The sequence below is a fragment of the Umbribacter vaginalis genome (assembly GCA_001552935.1).
GTDB lineage: Bacteria > Actinomycetota > Coriobacteriia > Coriobacteriales > Eggerthellaceae > Berryella > Berryella vaginalis.
Map to the genome: position 1 here is coordinate 201,156 of KQ959677.1, position 18,741 is coordinate 219,896.

At 45.5% G+C, this 18,741-nt stretch carries 18 protein-coding genes; 4 read left to right on the top strand and 14 right to left on the bottom strand.

The window, feature by feature from the left end; genetic code table 11:
* Positions 1-5: 5 nt before the first annotated feature.
* The 13 genes from rplV to HMPREF3190_RS02695 form a co-directional block, all read right to left on the bottom strand.
* A complete protein-coding gene (gene rplV, locus HMPREF3190_RS02635) occupies positions 6-347 on the bottom strand; it encodes a 50S ribosomal protein L22 (protein ID WP_066780092.1) in 342 nt (113 codons plus the stop codon).
* A 12-nt stretch (positions 348-359) separates the two neighbouring features.
* Positions 360-629 carry a 30S ribosomal protein S19 gene (gene rpsS / locus HMPREF3190_RS02640; RefSeq protein ID WP_066780094.1) on the bottom strand — a complete coding sequence of 90 codons (270 nt, stop codon included), beginning with the start codon at positions 627-629 and terminating at the stop codon, positions 360-362.
* 22 nt (positions 630-651) lie between these two features.
* Positions 652-1,482 (bottom strand): 50S ribosomal protein L2, encoded by an 831-nt coding sequence (gene rplB, locus HMPREF3190_RS02645; protein ID WP_066780095.1) that lies wholly within the window; start codon positions 1,480-1,482, stop codon positions 652-654.
* A 526-nt stretch (positions 1,483-2,008) separates the two neighbouring features.
* Positions 2,009-2,974: a diacylglycerol/lipid kinase family protein gene (locus HMPREF3190_RS02650; protein ID WP_066780096.1), complete on the bottom strand. Its 966-nt coding sequence runs from the start codon at positions 2,972-2,974 to the stop codon at positions 2,009-2,011.
* A gap of 88 nt (positions 2,975-3,062) precedes the next feature.
* On the bottom strand, positions 3,063-3,347 hold the full coding sequence (rplW, locus tag HMPREF3190_RS02655; protein WP_066780097.1) for a 50S ribosomal protein L23: 285 nt from the start codon (positions 3,345-3,347) through the stop codon (positions 3,063-3,065).
* Positions 3,347-3,970 carry a 50S ribosomal protein L4 gene (rplD, locus tag HMPREF3190_RS02660; RefSeq protein WP_066780098.1) on the bottom strand — a complete coding sequence of 208 codons (624 nt, stop codon included), beginning with the start codon at positions 3,968-3,970 and terminating at the stop codon, positions 3,347-3,349. Before rplD ends, rplW begins: the two co-directional genes overlap by 1 nt.
* 38 nt (positions 3,971-4,008) lie before the next feature.
* The gene (rplC, locus tag HMPREF3190_RS02665; protein ID WP_066780099.1) at positions 4,009-4,629 is read right to left on the bottom strand and encodes a 50S ribosomal protein L3; all 621 of its coding nucleotides are present in this window, start codon (positions 4,627-4,629) and stop codon (positions 4,009-4,011) included.
* Between the two features lie 14 nt (positions 4,630-4,643).
* A complete protein-coding gene (gene rpsJ / locus HMPREF3190_RS02670) occupies positions 4,644-4,952 on the bottom strand; it encodes a 30S ribosomal protein S10 (protein ID WP_066780100.1) in 309 nt (102 codons plus the stop codon).
* Between the two features lie 32 nt (positions 4,953-4,984).
* Positions 4,985-7,090 carry an elongation factor G gene (gene fusA, locus HMPREF3190_RS02675; protein WP_066780101.1) on the bottom strand — a complete coding sequence of 702 codons (2,106 nt, stop codon included), beginning with the start codon at positions 7,088-7,090 and terminating at the stop codon, positions 4,985-4,987.
* A gap of 11 nt (positions 7,091-7,101) precedes the next feature.
* Positions 7,102-7,572, bottom strand: coding sequence for a 30S ribosomal protein S7 (gene rpsG, locus HMPREF3190_RS02680; protein WP_066780102.1), 471 nt, complete (start codon positions 7,570-7,572; stop codon positions 7,102-7,104).
* A gap of 89 nt (positions 7,573-7,661) precedes the next feature.
* Positions 7,662-8,033: a 30S ribosomal protein S12 gene (rpsL, locus tag HMPREF3190_RS02685; protein ID WP_066780103.1), complete on the bottom strand. Its 372-nt coding sequence runs from the start codon at positions 8,031-8,033 to the stop codon at positions 7,662-7,664.
* A gap of 537 nt (positions 8,034-8,570) precedes the next feature.
* Complete coding sequence (locus tag HMPREF3190_RS02690) at positions 8,571-9,962, bottom strand: putative manganese-dependent inorganic diphosphatase (protein ID WP_066780104.1); 1,392 nt, start codon at positions 9,960-9,962, stop codon at positions 8,571-8,573.
* 150 nt (positions 9,963-10,112) lie between these two features.
* Entirely contained in the window at positions 10,113-12,566 is a 2,454-nt protein-coding gene (locus HMPREF3190_RS02695; RefSeq protein ID WP_066780105.1) for an ATP-dependent helicase, read from the bottom strand.
* A gap of 263 nt (positions 12,567-12,829) precedes the next feature.
* Here HMPREF3190_RS02695 and HMPREF3190_RS02700 point away from each other — a divergent pair, with 263 nt between their 5' ends.
* The 4 genes from HMPREF3190_RS02700 to HMPREF3190_RS02715 all read left to right on the top strand — a co-directional run bounded on the left by HMPREF3190_RS02700 (position 12,830) and on the right by HMPREF3190_RS02715 (position 16,604).
* Positions 12,830-13,876 (top strand): inorganic phosphate transporter, encoded by a 1,047-nt coding sequence (locus HMPREF3190_RS02700; RefSeq protein WP_066780107.1) that lies wholly within the window; start codon positions 12,830-12,832, stop codon positions 13,874-13,876.
* Positions 13,877-14,048: 172 nt separating this feature from the next.
* On the top strand, positions 14,049-14,924 hold the full coding sequence (gene pdxS, locus HMPREF3190_RS02705; RefSeq protein ID WP_082715101.1) for a pyridoxal 5'-phosphate synthase lyase subunit PdxS: 876 nt from the start codon (positions 14,049-14,051) through the stop codon (positions 14,922-14,924).
* A gap of 13 nt (positions 14,925-14,937) precedes the next feature.
* Positions 14,938-15,549: a pyridoxal 5'-phosphate synthase glutaminase subunit PdxT gene (pdxT, locus tag HMPREF3190_RS02710; protein ID WP_066780108.1), complete on the top strand. Its 612-nt coding sequence runs from the start codon at positions 14,938-14,940 to the stop codon at positions 15,547-15,549.
* Positions 15,550-15,665: 116 nt separating this feature from the next.
* On the top strand, positions 15,666-16,604 hold the full coding sequence (locus HMPREF3190_RS02715) for a prolyl oligopeptidase family serine peptidase (RefSeq protein WP_066780109.1): 939 nt from the start codon (positions 15,666-15,668) through the stop codon (positions 16,602-16,604).
* A gap of 183 nt (positions 16,605-16,787) precedes the next feature.
* On the opposite strand, the gene HMPREF3190_RS02720 is transcribed toward HMPREF3190_RS02715, so the two are convergent.
* Positions 16,788-18,482, bottom strand: a complete 1,695-nt coding sequence (locus tag HMPREF3190_RS02720) for a DUF6020 family protein (protein ID WP_449676060.1) — start codon at positions 18,480-18,482, stop codon at positions 16,788-16,790.
* Between the last annotated feature and the right edge of the window lie 259 nt (positions 18,483-18,741).

The window sequence follows — 18,741 nt, forward strand, 5'->3', positions numbered from 1 at the left end:
AGACTTTAATCCTCCTCTCGTGTTGCAACGATAATGGTAATATGACTCGAACGTTTACGAATACGTGCAGCTGAGCCTTTTGCACGGGGACGAATACGCTTCATCGTAGGACCCTCGTTTACAAAAGCTTCTTTCACATACAGTAAATCAGCACGAACATTATGTACATTTTCGGCATTCGCAACTGCCGAATTGAGTGTTTTTTCAACACACTCAGCGATAGCACGATTGGTATATGCCAAAATTTCTTGCGCACGCACAACCGATTTGCCACGTACCAGGTCTACAACGATACGCGCCTTACGGGGCGAAACACGCACATAGCGTGCAACAGCTTTAGCTTCCATTTTTCACCCTTCCTATTTGCGCTTATCGGCGGCATGACCCTTAAATGTACGGGTCGGAGAAAACTCTCCTAATTTATGCCCAACCATCGACTCAGTAACATATACTGGCACATGTTTGCGCCCGTCATGCACGGCAATCGTGTGTCCAACCATCTCAGGGAAGATAGTAGATGCACGCGACCAGGTTTTTATAACCTCTTTTTTTCCGGCCTCGTTCATAGCCTCAATACGACCAAGAAGGCGCGGCTCAACAAAAGGCCCTTTCTTTAAACTTCTGCTCACTATTGCTCCTTAGTTCTTGACGCTATTTCTTACGACGACGAATAATCAAGCGGCTGGTAGCCTTCTTAGGATTACGCGTACGATGACCCTTAGTTGGAACGCCCCAGGGTGACACAGGATGACGACCCGAAGACTTGTTCTTACCTTCACCACCACCATGGGGGTGATCAACAGGGTTCATAACGGTACCACGAACGGTAGGACGAATGCCTAACCAGCGGCTACGACCAGCTTTACCGATCTTGATATTTGCATGTTCTGCGTTGCCAACTTCGCCGACTGTTGCACGGCATGTTAACAAAACACGACGCATTTCACTTGATGGCATACGCAAAATGGCATATTTGCCTTCTTTACCCATAAGCTGAATGCTTGTACCTGCACAACGAGCAAGTGCTGCTCCGCGACCAGGCTGAAGCTCAACTGCATGAATAAGCGTACCAACAGGGATGTTTGCAAGTGGCAAGGTGTTACCAGGCTTAATGTCAGCCTCAGGGCCACTTAACACAACGTCTCCCACATGCAAACCTTTCGGGTGCAAGATGTAGCGCTTTTCACCATCTGCATAGTGAAGAAGAGCGATACGCGCACTGCGGTTTGGATCGTATTCAATGGTAGCAACTTTTGCTACGACACCATCTTTGCGACGCTTAAAGTCGATGATACGATAACGGCGCTTATGACCGCCACCTTGATGACGTGTAGTAATACGACCATTGTTGTTACGACCCGCTTTCTTAGAAAGCGGTGCCAAGAGCGACTTTTCAGGCGTTGTTCGTGTGACTTCCGCAAAGTCGGAAACCATCTGAAAACGACGTCCAGGGCTCGTGGGCTTGTACTGCTTGACTCCCATATCTGAGATTCCTTTCATAGCTTGACGCGTTTGCGCACATCAAGCTGAACCGTGACCTTTGCTCGCACGCCTCGTCGTACACCAAAGATCATCTTTACCTTGTGAATTACGATTGCCTGTAAAGCTATGATGAGGGCATATCTTAAGACGCCGCAATCCACGCGCCCGGGTGTATCCATAACCACCACAGACACAAATAAGCAGTATACGTGCTGCATTACATGCACTCAAGCATATCTTGAAGAAGAAATGGAATTCCACTGAAACAACATAACTGAAGAATCATCAGCGGTGCGGCGTGCCCCCATGCAGCTGTTTGTGCGATGGCTACACCTTACAGGCTCACTGCCGCATTATTGTATTGCTCGTAGAGGCGCATACACGAGGATACCGTATTGATCTTGGTGCAGCTATCATTACTAAAGGCATAACGCCGTTTGCACGCGGGATGCAAAAAAACTTACTTGCGCGTTATACAATATATAATTACACGCATCAAGAAACATACACGCAGCGCACAAACATGTTACGTCGTTTGCGACACTTTCAACACACGCAAAGCACTGGGAGCAACGCTAATTGAAAAGCGACTGCCCTCAAAATACTCGCCGTCAATTTGCACGGGAGGCGTTTGCTCAAACACTAAATCGAAGGTTCTGCCGCTTAGAAAATGAACGCCTGGTCGGTTGATGTGCTTTCCATGTTTCGCCATAAGGAAGGTACGCAGCGCTGGAACAAAGGCCTGAGGGCCGTCAACCCAACACGCATCCAGTATGCCATCTGCAATGTTTGCATCAGGTGCAATACAAAAGCCGCCACCATACGTTTTTCCATTTTGAATAGCCAGCAAGTGAACGTGCGCAACAACAGCAGGCGCGCCATCAACGCGTAAGTGAACCTTGTACGTTTCGCGATGATTTTTGAGCTGGTCAAAACCAGCAGCAGCATACAGAGCCGCTCCAGCTAAGTTAGTTTTCTTACGCAATTCAACACTTTGCTCGGCAATAGCAGCATCAATGCCAAACGAGATGGTTTCAAGATAATAGTGTCCATTACAAAGACCAAGGTCAACCCGCGTTTCTTGAGCATGCATCAAAGCGTCAACGCACGCCTGCGCAAGGTGTGGCATGCCTAAGCTGCGCGCAAAGTCGTTCCCAGATCCGTTAGAAATTACTGCAAAACACGGGCGACTTTCGTTGCTTAGGTGCATTAAGCCGTTCACAACTTCGTGAGCAATTCCGTCGCCACCCAGCACGCACACGCAATCGATATCTTGCAGTTGACACGCAATTTCAAGAGCATGACCTGGGTAACTAGTTTGTACAACCTCGATAGATTGAGCGCCAAGCAACACGTCTTTCATGCGCGCGGCAATCTGATCAATAAGATGTTTTGTTCTGCCATTACACGATGCAGGGTTAGCAATAAGCAAAATGTGCTTATAGGGAAACAGCGTCGGGCGGCTCGATTCGCTTGTATTTATACGAGACACAGGGCCTCCTTCTTACATAATGAAAAGGCACTCCCCTGCTTATGCAAAGGAGTGCTTTCTACTATAACGAAGTATGGTAGCACGAGTGCTATGAAGCAAAGATTTCGATTGAATCGCCATCTTTAAGCGTTACCATAGCTTTTTTCCAGCTACGCGTAAGACCTTGAGCCATACGAACACGCTTCTTTTTTGGCTTAACACTCAGGGTATTAACCTTTACCACTTTAACGTTAAAGATTTCTTCAACCGCTTTTGCAATTTGAATTTTGTTTGCTGTTTTAGCAACCTCAAACGTATACGTGTGATGCTCCATTAAATCGTAAGTATGTTCCGTAATAATAGGACGAATGATGATTTCGCGCGCGTTAGACATTAGCTAAGCACCTCCTCGATACGCTTGAGAGCTTCAGCAGTAAAAATAAGCGCCTTGTTATCGAGCAACTCATAGGTATTAGCTTCAGCAACAGGTAAAATGTTTACTTTTGGAACGTTTCTAAACGATAAGAAAGCGTTCACGTCTTCATTACCAATAACAACTGTCGCACGACCTTCAACGCCAAGCGCGCGAAGAGCAGCAATAGCAGCTTTAGTGGATGGTGTGTCGAAGTCAAAATTGCTTACTACAAACAGCTGCTGATCAGCAAGTTTCGCTGAAAGCACCGAACGCATGGCAAGTTTCACTTCTTTCTTGTTCACACTAAATGCATAGGAACGAGGATGTGGTCCCCATACAACAGCACCGCCGCACCATTGAGGTGAACGGATAGAACCTTGACGAGCACGACCTGTTCCCTTTTGCTTCCACGGCTTTTTACCGCCGCCACTTACTTCACCGCGCGTGCGGGTGTTATGTGTTCCTTGACGCCAAGAAGCTCGCTGTGAGCGCACAACCTGATGCATTACAGGTACGTTAGGCTCAATAGCGAACACAGCAGGATTAAGCTCTACTGAGCCATCAGCCTTTCCTGCAGCGTCCTTGATCTCAATCTTAGTCATTATAATTTAACTCCTTTTGGGGATCTCTAAGCTAAACGTTACGCCATACGAATGCGGACGATGCCGTTTTTACCACCAGGAATTGCGCCTTTAACAAGAATTACATTCGATTCTTCGTCGATACGCACAACTTCCAAATTCTTAACCGTTACACGATCGCAACCCATGTGTCCCGGCAAACGAACACCCTTAAACACGCGGGATGGCGTTGCGCACTGACCTACTGAACCAGGTGCGCGATGGAAATGTGCACCGTGTCCACCCGGACCACCAGCAAAGCCATAGCGGCGCATAACACCTGCGAAACCTTTACCCTTGCTAATGCCTGTAACGTCAACTTTTTTCACGTCAGTAAATGCAGAAAGACCAACTTCTTCCCCTACTTTGTGATCGGATGCGGCATCAACACGTACTTCACGCAAATAACGGCGAGCAGGAGCGCCCTGTTTTTTGAAATGTCCAGCCATAGGCTTGTTCACTTTATGTTCTTTAATAGCGCCAAAGCCAAGCTGTACTGCTTCATAGCCATCGGTGTCTGTGGTACGCAGCTGAGTAACAACGTTCGGTTCAACAGCGATAACGCTTACTGCAACAACTTCATCGTTGTCATTAAACAATTGAGTCATGCCAAGTTTTTTTCCAAATACTTCTTTAATCATGTACAGCCACCCCCTTACAGCTTAATCTCGATATCAACACCAGCAGGAAGATCAAGGCGCATCAGTGAGTCAACGGTATTGGCTGTTGGCTCGAGAATATCGATCAAACGCTTGTGCGTACGCATTTCAAATTGTTCACGTGAGTCTTTGTTTACGTGAGGTCCACGCACAACCGTAAAGAGGTTGCGCTCAGTTGGCAAAGGAATAGGACCCGATACCTTAGCACCCGTTTTTAAGGCTGTATCAACAATCAACTTTGTTGACTGATCAACGATTTCGTGATCATAGCCTTTAAGACGGATACGTATCTTTTGATTTAACACTTGTTTTCCTCCAATAGTATAGGAAGTACGCTCTAGGAAGCGTTTCCGCCGGCCTTACTAATAATTTCATCTGCAACATTTTTTGGAACAGGCTCGTATGAGTCGAACTGCATCGTGTAAGAAGCACGTCCTTGTGTTGTTGAACGCAAGTCGGTTGCATAACCAAACATCTCAGACAGAGGCACTTTAGCGCTGATGATCTTCGCGTTTCCGCGATCACCCATGCCTTGAATTTGGCCGCGACGCGATGAGAGGTTGCCCATTACATCGCCCATGTACTCTTCAGGCGTTTCTACTTCAACAGCCATCATAGGCTCAAGAATAACAGGCTTCGATTTGCGCAGCGCGTCTTTTATTGCCATAGAACCAGCAATCTTAAAGGCTGCTTCAGAAGAGTCAACTTCATGATACGAACCATCAACCAGCTCAACGCGAATGTCAACAACAGGGTATCCTGCTAACACGCCTGAATTAAGTGCTTCCTGAATTCCCTTATCAACAGGAGTAATGTATTCTTTCGGAACAACACCACCAACGATTTTGTTCTCAAATTCATAGCCTTTGCCCTGCTCTTGTGGGTACATGTTGATAATGGCATGACCGTATTGACCACGACCACCGCTTTGGCGGACAAATTTTCCTTCAGCACCCATAACCGGTTGCGTTGCCGTTTCACGATATGCAACCTGCGGCTTACCAACGTTTGCTTCAACCTTAAATTCACGCAGCAAACGATCAACGATAATTTCAAGATGAAGCTCGCCCATGCCTGCAATAATCGTTTGACCTGTTTCCTGGTTTGTTGTTACGCGGAATGTTGGATCTTCTTCAGCCAGTTTCTGAAGCGCAATGCCCATTTTATCCTGTTCAGCTTTGGTTTTTGGCTCAACAGCAATATCGATAACAGGATCAGGGAACTCCATCGACTCCAAAATGATAGGAGCGTTCTCATCGCACAAGGTGTCCCCAGTGGTGGTATCTTTCAAACCAACAGCAGCAACAATGTCGCCTGCATAGCAGGTATCAACATCAAGACGCTGGTTTGAGTTCATCTCAAGAATACGTCCGATGCGCTCGCGCTTGCCTTTCGTAGCATTTACGACATAGCTACCAGAGTCAAGTTTGCCTGAATACACGCGGAAATAGGTGAGTTTTCCAACAAAGGGGTCGGTCATAATCTTGAACGCAAGCGCTGCAAACGGTGCTTTCTCATCGGAAGGACGAGAATCTTCAGCGCCTGTATCAGGGTTAACGCCACCAATTGCAGGTACATCAACCGGGCTTGGCAGATAATCTACCACGCCATCGAGCATTTCCTGAACGCCTTTGTTCTTATAAGAAGAACCTACAAATACAGGATGAATTTCACACGCGATAGTGCCTTTACGCAAGGCAGCTTTAAGCTCATCAACGCTTACTTCTTCATCCATCAAAACTTTTTCCATGAGCGCTTCGTCACAATCGGCAGCACACTCAACGAGTTCCTGATGACGACGAGCCGCTTCATCAGCAAACTCAGCAGGGATGGCATCCATAGCTTCAGGATATGTCATGCCTTTGTCATCGGCTTTGAAGTCCCACGCTGTCATCGTTACTAGGTCAACAACGCCCCAGAAATTTTCCTCAGAGCCCATTGGCAGCTGAACAGCAATTGCTTTTGCTCCAAGACGATCATGCATAGTGTCGATAGCGTGGAAGAAATCGGCTCCAACGCGGTCGTACTTGTTAATGTAGGCAATACGAGGAACGTTGTAGCGCGTTGCTTGACGCCAAACCGTTTCAGACTGCGGCTGAACACCGGCAACAGCATCAAACACGGCAACTGCGCCGTCCAAAACGCGCAGCGAGCGCTCAACTTCGGCGGTAAAGTCTACGTGACCAGGGGTGTCAATAATCTGAATGCGGTATTTCTTACCCTCTTTTTCCCAGTAACACGTAGTAGCAGCAGAGGTAATGGTTACACCGCGCTCTTGCTCTTGAACCATCCAGTCCATCGTAGCTGCGCCATCATGGACCTCACCAATTTTGTGAGTTTTACCAGTGTAATACAAGATACGCTCAGTAGTAGTTGTTTTACCAGCGTCAATATGCGCCATAATACCAATATTGCGCGTATCTTTCAGTGAAGTTTTAGCCATTGCCTAACTCCTTAGAAACGATAGTGCGAGAACGCACGGTTAGACTCGGCCATCTTGTAGAGGTCTTCACGACGCTTTACCGAAGCGCCTTGATTTTCTGCTGCCTCAAGAATTTCGTTAGCAAGACGCTCACGCATCGTGTGTTCACGACGTTTGCGAGAAAAGTCAACAATCCAACGAATTGCAAGAGTAGTTGCACGACGCGTTGGCACCTCCATAGGAACCTGATAGGTTGCACCACCAACACGCTTGGGTTTTACTTCAAGTGTTGGACGAACGTTGTCCATAGCTTTCTTAAATACCGCTAAAGGATCTTCGCCTGTTTTTTCTTGAATAAGATCGAAGGCACCATACACAATATTTTCGGCAAGTGATTTTTTACCATCAAGCAATACCTTATTAATAAGCTGGGTAACCAAACGATTGTTAAATTTGACATCCGGCACAACATCATGTCGGATAGCTGCTGCACGACGCGGCATATGATCTCCATTTCCTTGTGCGCACTTCTGATTTGGGTTTTACTTAACCGCAAACCATTAGGTAATATACCCGTGCGACTTATCGATTACTATTTAGGGCGCTTAGCACCATAACGACTACGAGCCTGTTTACGGCCATCAACTGCTGAGCAGTCGAGAGCTGCACGAATAACTTTGTAACGAACACCTGGCAGGTCTTTTACACGGCCACCACGAATAAGCACCATTGAGTGCTCTTGGAGGTTGTGTCCAATGCCAGGAATGTAAGCGGTTACTTCCATGCCATTTACAAGACGAACACGGCAAACCTTACGCAAAGCTGAGTTAGGCTTTTTCGGCGTTGTAGTGTAAACACGCGTGCATACACCACGCTTTTGTGGGTTGCCCTTTAAAGCAGGAGTCTTTTTCTTGTCAACCTGCTGTTGGCGGCCCTTACGAACCAACTGGTTAATTGTAGGCAACGTTTCTCTCCTTTGTAACGAAATCCAACACTAATACTGTATGAAACGCAGAGCATATCGGTCTTTAAACAAGCACGTTGTACAGGCATATTGTCGCGGGTACGATGTGGTTCATACGAATGAACAACTGCAAACGCGATCAGCCAATACATGCGCACATACAGCAGTACCCATTTATTGGTGCTTTGGCAAATTAACACCCGCCATCAGGCTTGTCAAACGCCACGCACCCGGGAGTATCTACTCACGTTTACCTTAAATATGCAGGTAAATTGCGCTTTAAGGAGCAACAATCCCGCATAAGAAAAAACATCTCCAAAAAAATTACATAAACACGTGTACAAGTGCTTGTATGACAGCTTCTAAAAACGCAGTTTAAGCACTGTGGTGCGGGTGCCACTACTGAGCTACAGAAACGCAACCCAGCACGATACTGATTGGGAGTACGTTCATTGCGCAGCAACGAAGCCTTTATCAGCGCCGCGCAACAAAGGTGTGCAAGCCACGGGATGTGTAAGAAATGCGTGTAACGTGCGCTTATGAACCTAATACGCGTGCTGCAATTTGCTTCTTGCGAGAAAGCACACCTGGCATCCACGTTCCGCCTTGCCCGCTACAACTAATATTAAAGATACGATTTACAAGGTCGCGATTGCCTTCGCACATCAGCTGGGTGCCTTCTTGCATAATGTCAGTAAGCATCAAGAGCACAAATTCATACTGCCCCTGAGCAAGCAAACGCTTCATTTCCTGACGAATTTCATCTTCACGCTCTATACAGGCAGGTAAATTAACAGTTTCATGTTGCGCAATTAGAACAATTCTATCCCCCATCTGAAACTCTTTTGCGTCTGCGCCTACAAAGCGCTCGATGGGCATCTGCGCATCATCACCACGAAACTGAAACACAGCGAGCCCAAATTCAAGTGCATCGCAGCCAATAATATCAGCCAAATAGCGTGCAATTTCATGATCGGTCTGTGTTGTTGTGGGCGACTTTAACATAACAGTATCGGTCATTACGGCCGATAGCAGCACTTCTGCAATAGCACGCGGGATGTCTACGCCTTCACGCTGAAACTCCATCGTTACAATAGTTGCCGACGAACCAACGGGGATATTCAAGAATTTTATGGGGTTTGAGGTTGTAATATCTGCAATACGGTGATGATCGATAATCTCAACTACCGACGCTTCATCAATACCCGCAGCTGCCTGCCTGCGCTCGTTGTGATCTACTAAAATTACTTGACGCGAATGTGGTTTTGCAATATCAGAGCGCGTAACAATACCGCGCACATACCCCGCTTCATCAAGCACGACAGCTTCACGCAGCGAAGACGCCATAATATCGTCAACCACTTCGCTCAAAATAAGATCTTCTTCCAGAATAAGAACATCAGTTTCCAGCACGTCAGCAACGCTTTCGTTGAGCGATGCCAATAAATTATGCGCAACGTCATCTTGCGTTTTATTATCGTCAAGCAAATCCGTGGCTGCAATATAGCGCTCAGCAATCATGCGTGTTGTAATAAGGCCAGCATACGTGTTGTCGTCGTTAGTAACGATAAGCGCACGAACGTTGTAACGGCGCAGCATACGCCCTGCATCCATAAGCGTTGCTGAGCGCGAAATACAATAGGGATTACGTGTCATAACATCACAAATACGCGTGTGAACATGTGAAATAAGCCGAGGTGCTTCAAGATTATTACGCTCAAACACCCCTTGCGTTTCAGGAGGAAGCGGCCCTAAGCGACATGGGATATAGGTTGGTTCAGCTGCATCTGAACATATATCGGCTGCGTTATCAGACGCATTATTTCGAGTGCGGCGCTCAAGTTCGTTTTTTAAATACGCATACGCATACGCAGCACTTATGGCATCATTATCAGGGTTTTTGTGTCCGACAACAATAACGGGGGGCATACGAAGCTCCTTTGTTCGAAGTATGACAGCACACGCCACAGCGCAATACCACCTAAGGCTTTTATGCACGTGTTAATACACGCAATGCTGCAACACACACTATTACAAAAAATATCTAATCACTATACGCATGAATAAGCCATTTGTGTGTTACGAAATTTTAACAACTGGTGCAAAATCAACGAGCAATTTCTTCAGCTTACCACTTGTAAAACGAACATACATAGAATCGCCAACAACGCGTGTTACTTTTCCTTCACCATAAATTTTGTGACTTACTCTATCGCCTGGTTCAAAATGTTTCGACTGCGAACGATTTGTTTGAACGCTCATAGCACGACCTGCTTTTTCACGAATACGTTCGGCAGCACCATGAGCACTCGAAACGTGGAACACGCCTCCTGCTCCTGCTTCACATCCCGAACCTGCAATACCATGTCTACTTCCGCGCTTCTCCCAACCGCTTCCGCTAAATCCCGCTGAGCCAATACCTGCCATACGGCAAAGCGCATCTGGGATTTCCTCAATAAATTGCGATGTAGGATTACAATGAGTTTCACCGTAGAGCGTACGTTGCTGCGCGTGCGTCAAAATAAGCTTCTCACGCGCACGCGTAATAGCAACATAAGCTAAGCGGCGCTCTTCTTCAAGAGATTCGTGATCGAAAAGTGCACGTTGAGTCGGGAAAATGGAATCTTCCATGCCCGAAACAAATACACATTTGTATTCAAGACCTTTAGACGCATGAATAGTCATAAGCGTAACCGCAGCATCACCCTGCGCTTCGCTATCAAGATCGGTACGCAAGCGCACCCATTCTACAAAATCGGCGAGTGAATCGCTGCGCAAAAGATGAATTTCAGGCGTATCGGCATCAGAAGCGGAATCAGGAGCAACTTCAGAAACGGCAACAGGCGCGCTATCAGGTGTCATAGTATCAGCATCTACACCAGCGACGTTTTGCGTAGCTGCAACGCCATCGTCATTAAACGATTGAACAGATAACTCAACACCTGGTGCTTCAAAAAACACTTCATCGGTTGCATGCGTATCCATAAATTCATCGCATACGCCTAACAACTCTTTAATGTTATCAATACGTGAAAGTGCTTCGTCGGTTCCTTCACGCTGATAGGCAGTTATAATGCCAGCTGCATCGATAATAGCTTGAATTTGCGCACGTAAATTTGGGAATTCTCCCTTTGAAACCTGAAGCACATTAAGAAAGTCGTTAATCGATTGTGTTACTTTTGCGCGCAGCGAAAGTTCAGCTGGAGCTATACGGAGTGCTTCTACGAAGCTTATATCAAAGGTGCGTGCAAGCGCTTCAATATGTTCAATAGTTGTTTTACCAATACCCCGTCGAGGTGTGTTAATAACTCGTTTTGCTGCAATATCATCAGCAGGATTGACACACAAACAAAGATAAGCCATGACATCCATAATCTCTTGACGTTCAAAGAAGCGCGTTCCACCAACTATGCGATACGGAACACCTGATCGCAAGAACATATCTTCTAACATACGGCTTTGTGCATTAGTGCGATAAAATACCGCAATATCGTTATATGAAATGCCCGAGTCGTGAAAAAGCTCTATGCGCCCAGCAATCCAGCGCCCTTCATCGCGCTCATCTTGAGCAGCATATATCATAAGAGGATCGCCATCAGGCCCGTTGGTAAATAGCGTTTTCGCTTTGCGGTTAGTATTGTTCGCAATAACAGCATTTGCTGCAGCTAAAATATTTCCATTACTGCGATAATTTTGCTCTAGGCGCACGGTATGACATGATGCATAATCGTGTTCAAACTCTAAAATATTGCGAATATCAGCGCCGCGCCATGAATAAATTGATTGGTCGTCATCGCCTACTACCATCAGGTTTTTAAATCGCGCAGCCAGCATAGAACACAAGGTGTACTGCGCATGGTTCGTATCTTGGTACTCATCAACCAAAATATACCGAAAGCGGTCTTGATAGGCATAGCAAATATCGGAATTATTTTTTAGCAATAAGTTGGCGTATAAAAGCAAATCATCAAAATCAAATGCATTTGATTTTTTCAAGCGCTCTTGCAGCATTTCATACACACGTTTTGTTGCCTGATCGATAGGATCGTGTTCGCTCACAACATAATTACCGGGTACAATTAATTCATTTTTCGCTTTTGATATGCGAGAACGAAGCGCTTTAATAGGATAGCGAGAAGGATCAAGGTCAAGCTCTTTGCAAATATCTTTCACAAGACGGTTTGAATCAGCATCATCATAAATAGTAAAATCACGCGAAAAACCCAGGCGCTCAGCGTGCGCTCGTAACATGCGAACGCACATACTATGAAATGTTGATACCCACATGCCACTTGCTTCATTGCCAACAAGCTTAGCTAAACGCTCACGCATTTCACGCGCTGCTTTATTGGTAAACGTAATCGCTAAAATATTCCACGGAAAAACACCTTTCTCTTGCATAAGATACGCAATACGATAGGTTAATACACGAGTTTTTCCAGATCCAGCTCCTGCTAGTACCAAAAGCGGACCCTCAGTACACAGTACGGCTTCGCGTTGTGCTGAATTGAGTGCGTCAAGATCAAGTGCCATGCTCTTCCTTTCTGTTGAAATTTTATTATATCGACAGCACCGCATGAATAGTGCACACACCCACACGTTTACGGAAACTACAAAGCACCAGAAATGTCTAAGAAAAATACCTAAGACAAACGCATAACGCGCTGTAACATCAAACATGAAATATTTCGTATATTTCTGAAAAGCTCACAAAAAAGCACTGATGTTGTTCATTTCTGCTGTAAAATGTCACTGCTTAACTACGAAGAAACATACTACTACCTCCAAGGAGACTCATGGATCTTTCATTAGCTGCGTTTCTTGAACAAGTTATTGCCTATCCAACGCTTGCTGTAATAATCTTGCTCGTTCTTGGAGTTACTGTTATATCAGGTGCAACCGATGCGCCAAATGCTATTGCAACAGCGGTATCAACACGCTGTATGACGCCAGGATGTGCGCTTATCGTAGCTGCAGTTTTCAATTTAGTAGGCATTATTGGCATGACGTACATTTCAACTGCCGTAGCACACACCATGTTTTCAATGGTCAATTTTAACGGCGATACTCACCATGCTCTACTTGCACTTGAAGCAGCCATGATTGGCTCAATTATCTGGGGAATTGTGTGCTGGTTTTTCGGCATACCAGCATCAAAATCGCACTCGCTGATTGCAGGCATTACCGGAGGCGCCATCGCGCTTAACGGTATTCAAGGCGTTGTTGCAGCTGAGTGGGTTAAAGTTATCTATGGAATGGTATTTTCATTAGCTGCAGGCTTTATAGCTGGCTGGCTGATACTGCGCATAATTGAGAAAGTTTTTGCGTTTCTCGACCGTAAGCGGGCTGAACGCACTTTTCGCATTGTACAAAACATAAATGCAGCGCTTCTCTCGTTTTTACACGGTGCACAAGACGGACAAAAGTTTATGTCTATCGGTATGCTAGGCATTGCACTTTCCTTTGGCGCAGAAGAGTTTTCTACATCAACGTTCCCTTTATGGTTTATGGTTATTTGCTCGCTTGCCATTTCACTCGGAACGTTTTTAGGCGGGCGCCGCATCATTAAATCGGTAGCCATGGATATGGTGAAACTTGAAAAACATCAAGGTGCAGCAGCAACAAGCAGCACCATCATTACGCTTTTTATTGCAAGCATGACAGGTATGCCTGTGTCAACATCTCATGCATCAACTGCCTCTATTATGGGTGTTGGTGCAGCTCATAGTATACGTCGTGTGCGGTGGCAGGTTGCTGAACATATGGTGCTTGCCTGGGTTCTTACTTTTCCGTGTTGCGGATTTATCGGCTTTCTGCTGGCACATATCTTCATGCTGTTTTAATACACACACCACGACGCTGAACGCCCAAAATGGTAACAACGCACCTATGTGCTTAATTTATGAGGTGGGATAGTTTTATTATAGATACGGAGCGTTTAAACCACTGATGTGTTAAAACTCTCTACACAAGGTACAATGATGTGCGCACAATCAAAAAGAGGAAAGAGGAGCTGTGGATACTGATCGCATTTTTGTAAACAGAAATTTAGCCGCCATGCTTAAAGGCGGCGTTATTATGGATGTCACTACTCCTGAACAGGCACGTATTGCAGAAGCTGCAGGAGCATGTGCTGTTATGGCACTGGAGCGCATTCCTGCTGATATACGTGCTGCAGGTGGCGTTAGTCGCATGAGCGACCCAAAGATGATCAAAGGCATCCAAGAAGCCGTAAGCATTCCTGTGATGGCAAAATGCCGCATTGGGCATTTCATGGAAGCACGCATTCTTGAAGCGCTCAATATCGACTATATCGACGAATCTGAAGTGCTCTCCCCTGCTGACAACATCTATCATATCGACAAAACGCAATTCGAAGCTCCTTTTGTATGTGGCGCTCGTAACTTAGGTGAAGCACTGCGTCGTATTGCCGAAGGTGCATCGATGATCCGCACGAAAGGTGAGCCTGGAACAGGTGATGTTGTACAGGCAGTATCGCACATGCGTCTTATCCAAAGCGAAATTCGCCACGTTGCTTCACTGCGCACCGATGAACTTTTTGAAGAAGCAAAGCGTCTACAAGTGCCTCTTGACTTGGTACAATACGTGCATGAACACGCCAAGCTACCAGTCGTAAACTTTGCGGCAGGGGGTGTAGCAACACCAGCCGATGCAGCTCTTATGATGCAACTCGGTGCAGAAGGTGTATTTGTTGGTAGCGGCATTTTCAAGAGCGGAAACCCCGCAAAACGTGCTGCAGCTATCGTAAAAGCAGTTACCAATTTCAATGATGCATCTCTTCTTGCTGAAATTTCTGAAGATTTAGGTGAAGCAATGGTAGGTATAAATGAGCAAGAAATAGAAATTTTGATGGCACAGCGCGGGGAATAAGCAAAGGTAACACATGAAAAAACACGTTGGCATTGTATGTGTTCAAGGAGCGTTTATTGAGCACAAGCATGCACTTGATGCACTGGGGTGCACGTGCATTGAAATTAGAAACCGCTCTGATATAACAAGCGATATTGATGCGCTTGTTTTACCTGGTGGAGAATCGACTGCACAATCGCGTCTTTTGCACGACTTGCGGCTGTTTGATACGCTCAAAGAACGTATAGAACAGGGTATGCCAACGCTTGCTACCTGCGCTGGTCTCATTTTACTTGCAAAAACCATTGATGGAACTGGTGATTTACAAGGATTAAACGAGAGCGCAGCGAACAAACGGCTTGCTGTTGAAGGATTTCAAACGCTCAACGTATGCGTTCAGCGTAATGCATATGGACGTCAGTTATCTAGTTTTCACACGCAGCTTTATTGTGCCCGTGCTGGACGTGAACTTCCTGCGACGTTTATACGTGCACCGCGTATAACGAGCTGTGGAGCTCATGTAGAAGTGCTTATGCAATACAACGAGAGCGCTGTTGCAGTTCAACAAGACAATCAAATTGCCTGCACGTTTCATCCAGAGCTTGATTCCGATTTGTTTTTTCACAAAACACTTATCTCGCTGTAAACTATACGTGCCTCATTACCAACAATACGCACGCTGATGAAGTGACAGTTATATAAAACGAAAAAGGGTGTGTGTTCATGCCCTTTTTCTTGCATACTAGTAAGTGAGATGCTCACATGCACAAACATCGTCATTTGGTTTCTACCTTTGTACTCGCACTTGCGTGCATAGTGCCCCTCAGCTGTACTTTAAGTGCTTGCGATACTCAGCAAAGCTCATATGAAAAACTTGGCTACCATACGCCTGGTTACGAATTTGACGAGATCGAACAAAACAATAACGACCTTGACATCAATATTCCCAGCGAAAAGAAACATCTTGAACTTATTAATGCGGCGCGCGGAGAATTTGTGTCAACTCAGTTTGAAGACAGTAAACATTTACCTATTCGCTACTCGTATAAGCTGCCCGAACATTACCAAGACGGAAAAACATATCCGCTGGTAATTGCACTGCCAGGACTTGATGCTATGTGGCATGGGGAAGACTACCGTGATGAAAATTTACTCGAGCCGATTGTAACAGCATGGGATAACACTGACGAAGAGCTTATCGTTGCATCAGCTCAATTGGAAGATTGGGGCGAAAACGGATCACGTCAGGCTATTGAACTAACACAAAAATTGCTTGCCGACTTGCCTGTTGATCGCACGCGTGTGTATGTGACAGGATTTTCATCAGGTGGCGAAATATGGACGCAAGCGATTACCCTCCACCCTGAACTGTATACGGCATATTTACAAATATCTGCCCAGTGGGACGGACGCATGGCACAAACATGTAAAGCGCGCATTCCTATCTATTTTTTGGTTGGAGAAAGCGATTCGTTTTATGGATCTGATGAAACGCGGCGCATCTATCGGCAAATGTATGACATTTACCGCGAAGAAGGTTTAAGCTCGTATGAAATTGACGAATTATTGCAGCTCAATGTACTTGACGATTCATTTTTTGATGCGCGCGAACTTGACTATCACGGTGGTGCACAAGAAGCGCTGCTGCGTTTTCCAGACATAACAGCGTGGCTCTTATCGCGCCATAAAGCTCAGCTGTAGCGAATAACATACCACACTGCAATGAACCAAGCTATAACACGTCCCTCTTCGGCAAACAACTACTCCACATACGAGCATGCACGGTAGTTCATCCTGCATAATGGTGCGTGCTGCATAATACTTCCTCGTACATGGCGCGTCATCCTGCACGCCGATTCGTACTCTCTTCTCTTTCGTCTTACATTATATTTCTTGTTGACGTGCTATATTCCACGGACGAACCCACGCGCTTTTCGGCAAACTCATAAGCGCAATTAAAAACCACGATACATAAAACAACGGTGTAATATAGCGCGATTGTGTGACCGGTGACAAACACAAAATAAGTATCGAAAGCAAAATAGGTACATGCGCTACAAACGCTCGACCATTACGGCGTGCGAGATATACGATCAACGCTAGTCCCGGTATCCAGCTTGCATACAGGGCTTTCGACAAAACAATACTCCCGATAGGCGTATCGTTTAAATCGTTTAAGCACTCACTATAATTGTCGCGCGCACCTTCAAGCAACGGTTCAGAATAAATGCGTGAAAGCTGCTGTACTAACAAAGCACGTGTTGCAGGTGAACTATCGTATGTGTCTTGCGTTAATAAGAAATCAACAAGCCAATCATCACTAGCCCACGGTATTAAACACTCAAATTGCTCAAGCATCGAAGATGGATAAAACAAGTCGTACGTATTCATAGCTACAGCTTCAAGATACACAATTGGATCTTTCAGCATACACGCTGCCCATGTTTGCAGATAACGAGCTAACTCTTCGCGTGTAGCATGACTGTTAAACTTCCAGCGCACAGGGTCAGAAAGCTCAGGATCGTATAATTTAACGATTGCGCCAATAGGTAGAACAGCATTGATGGCATCACGTTCGCTTGGCGTTAGCTCATGTTCATGATGAATAACATAGCGTGCTGTTTGCTGAACAGGAACGCTCATTATTTCCGTCCACACAGCAGGTTTAATTCCCAAAGCACTAAAAAGCATGCTTTCGATAAGCACGCTATAAACCAGCACACTAAGCATACTTGTAACAACAAAACGCACGCCTGAGCGGCGCGCATACAGCAAAAACACCAGCGTTGATACAATGATTAAATAACTTGAAGGCTTTTTCGATAAAATCATCAATAAGCTGATAATAAACATCAATATACAATATGAATTACGCTGGGCAATGCGTCCTTTCGTTCGTACTGCTTCAATAAAGCCAATAAACCAAAATACCCATATAAGCGCTAGCGTATAATCTTTCGTCATGCACTCAGCTGCTAAAGGAAACAGGGGTAGTATTAAGCAAAATACGAATAACACTCCTATAAGAGAGTGTTTTACGCCAAGAAATTTCAGATATACAAAACCAGTTGCAAACGCAAATGAGGTAGCGATAAGCTGCAAAGCGCAAAATAAAAATAAACCTATATTACGCGAGCCAATTATATCCCCTAACAGGAAAAAAGCACCGTAAAGCACCGTTGTTGCAGGTGGATGGTTGGCACGCCACGGCGAAAGACCGTCAATTTGTAGCATTTGTGCGGCGGTATCAAACGTGATAGTACCAGGAAAGTGAATAATTAAGCAAAACGACCATGCAAGCGTAAGCACAAGCGTTGCAGGCAATGCATAACGCTTCATCAACTGCCAAAAACTATATTCATCATTGCGGGCAGCATAAAGCGCGTTCATGGTGCATTGCGTCTTGGTAGTATCAGACTCATTGCCAGCCTGTGTTGCTGTTTGCTTCATCATACGCTGAGAGTGAAACAAGAAACCAAATACACCTTGTTTGCTACAAGCACGCTGATTCCACATACTTAATACATATATCACACCAAAAGAAATAACAAAGACGCCTATAAAAACACATGTTGACATAAGCGGACGCGCGCTATAAAAACCGAAACCTTGATAGCGATACATTGAAGCAGATCCTACCACCAAAAAAGCAGCTAATAGCGCTCCAAGTGCAGAAATAAGAGCTCGGTACCAGTGTTTTTTGCAATATAAAGCCAGAGAATTTATGGTAATCCCCTCTCGATACGTATCAGGAATCAAACTAGCTTTATACTATAACAATAAGCGCCACTGCGCGCTGCGTCGAAGGGAAAACAGTGGCAATCAAGCAAATAAACAC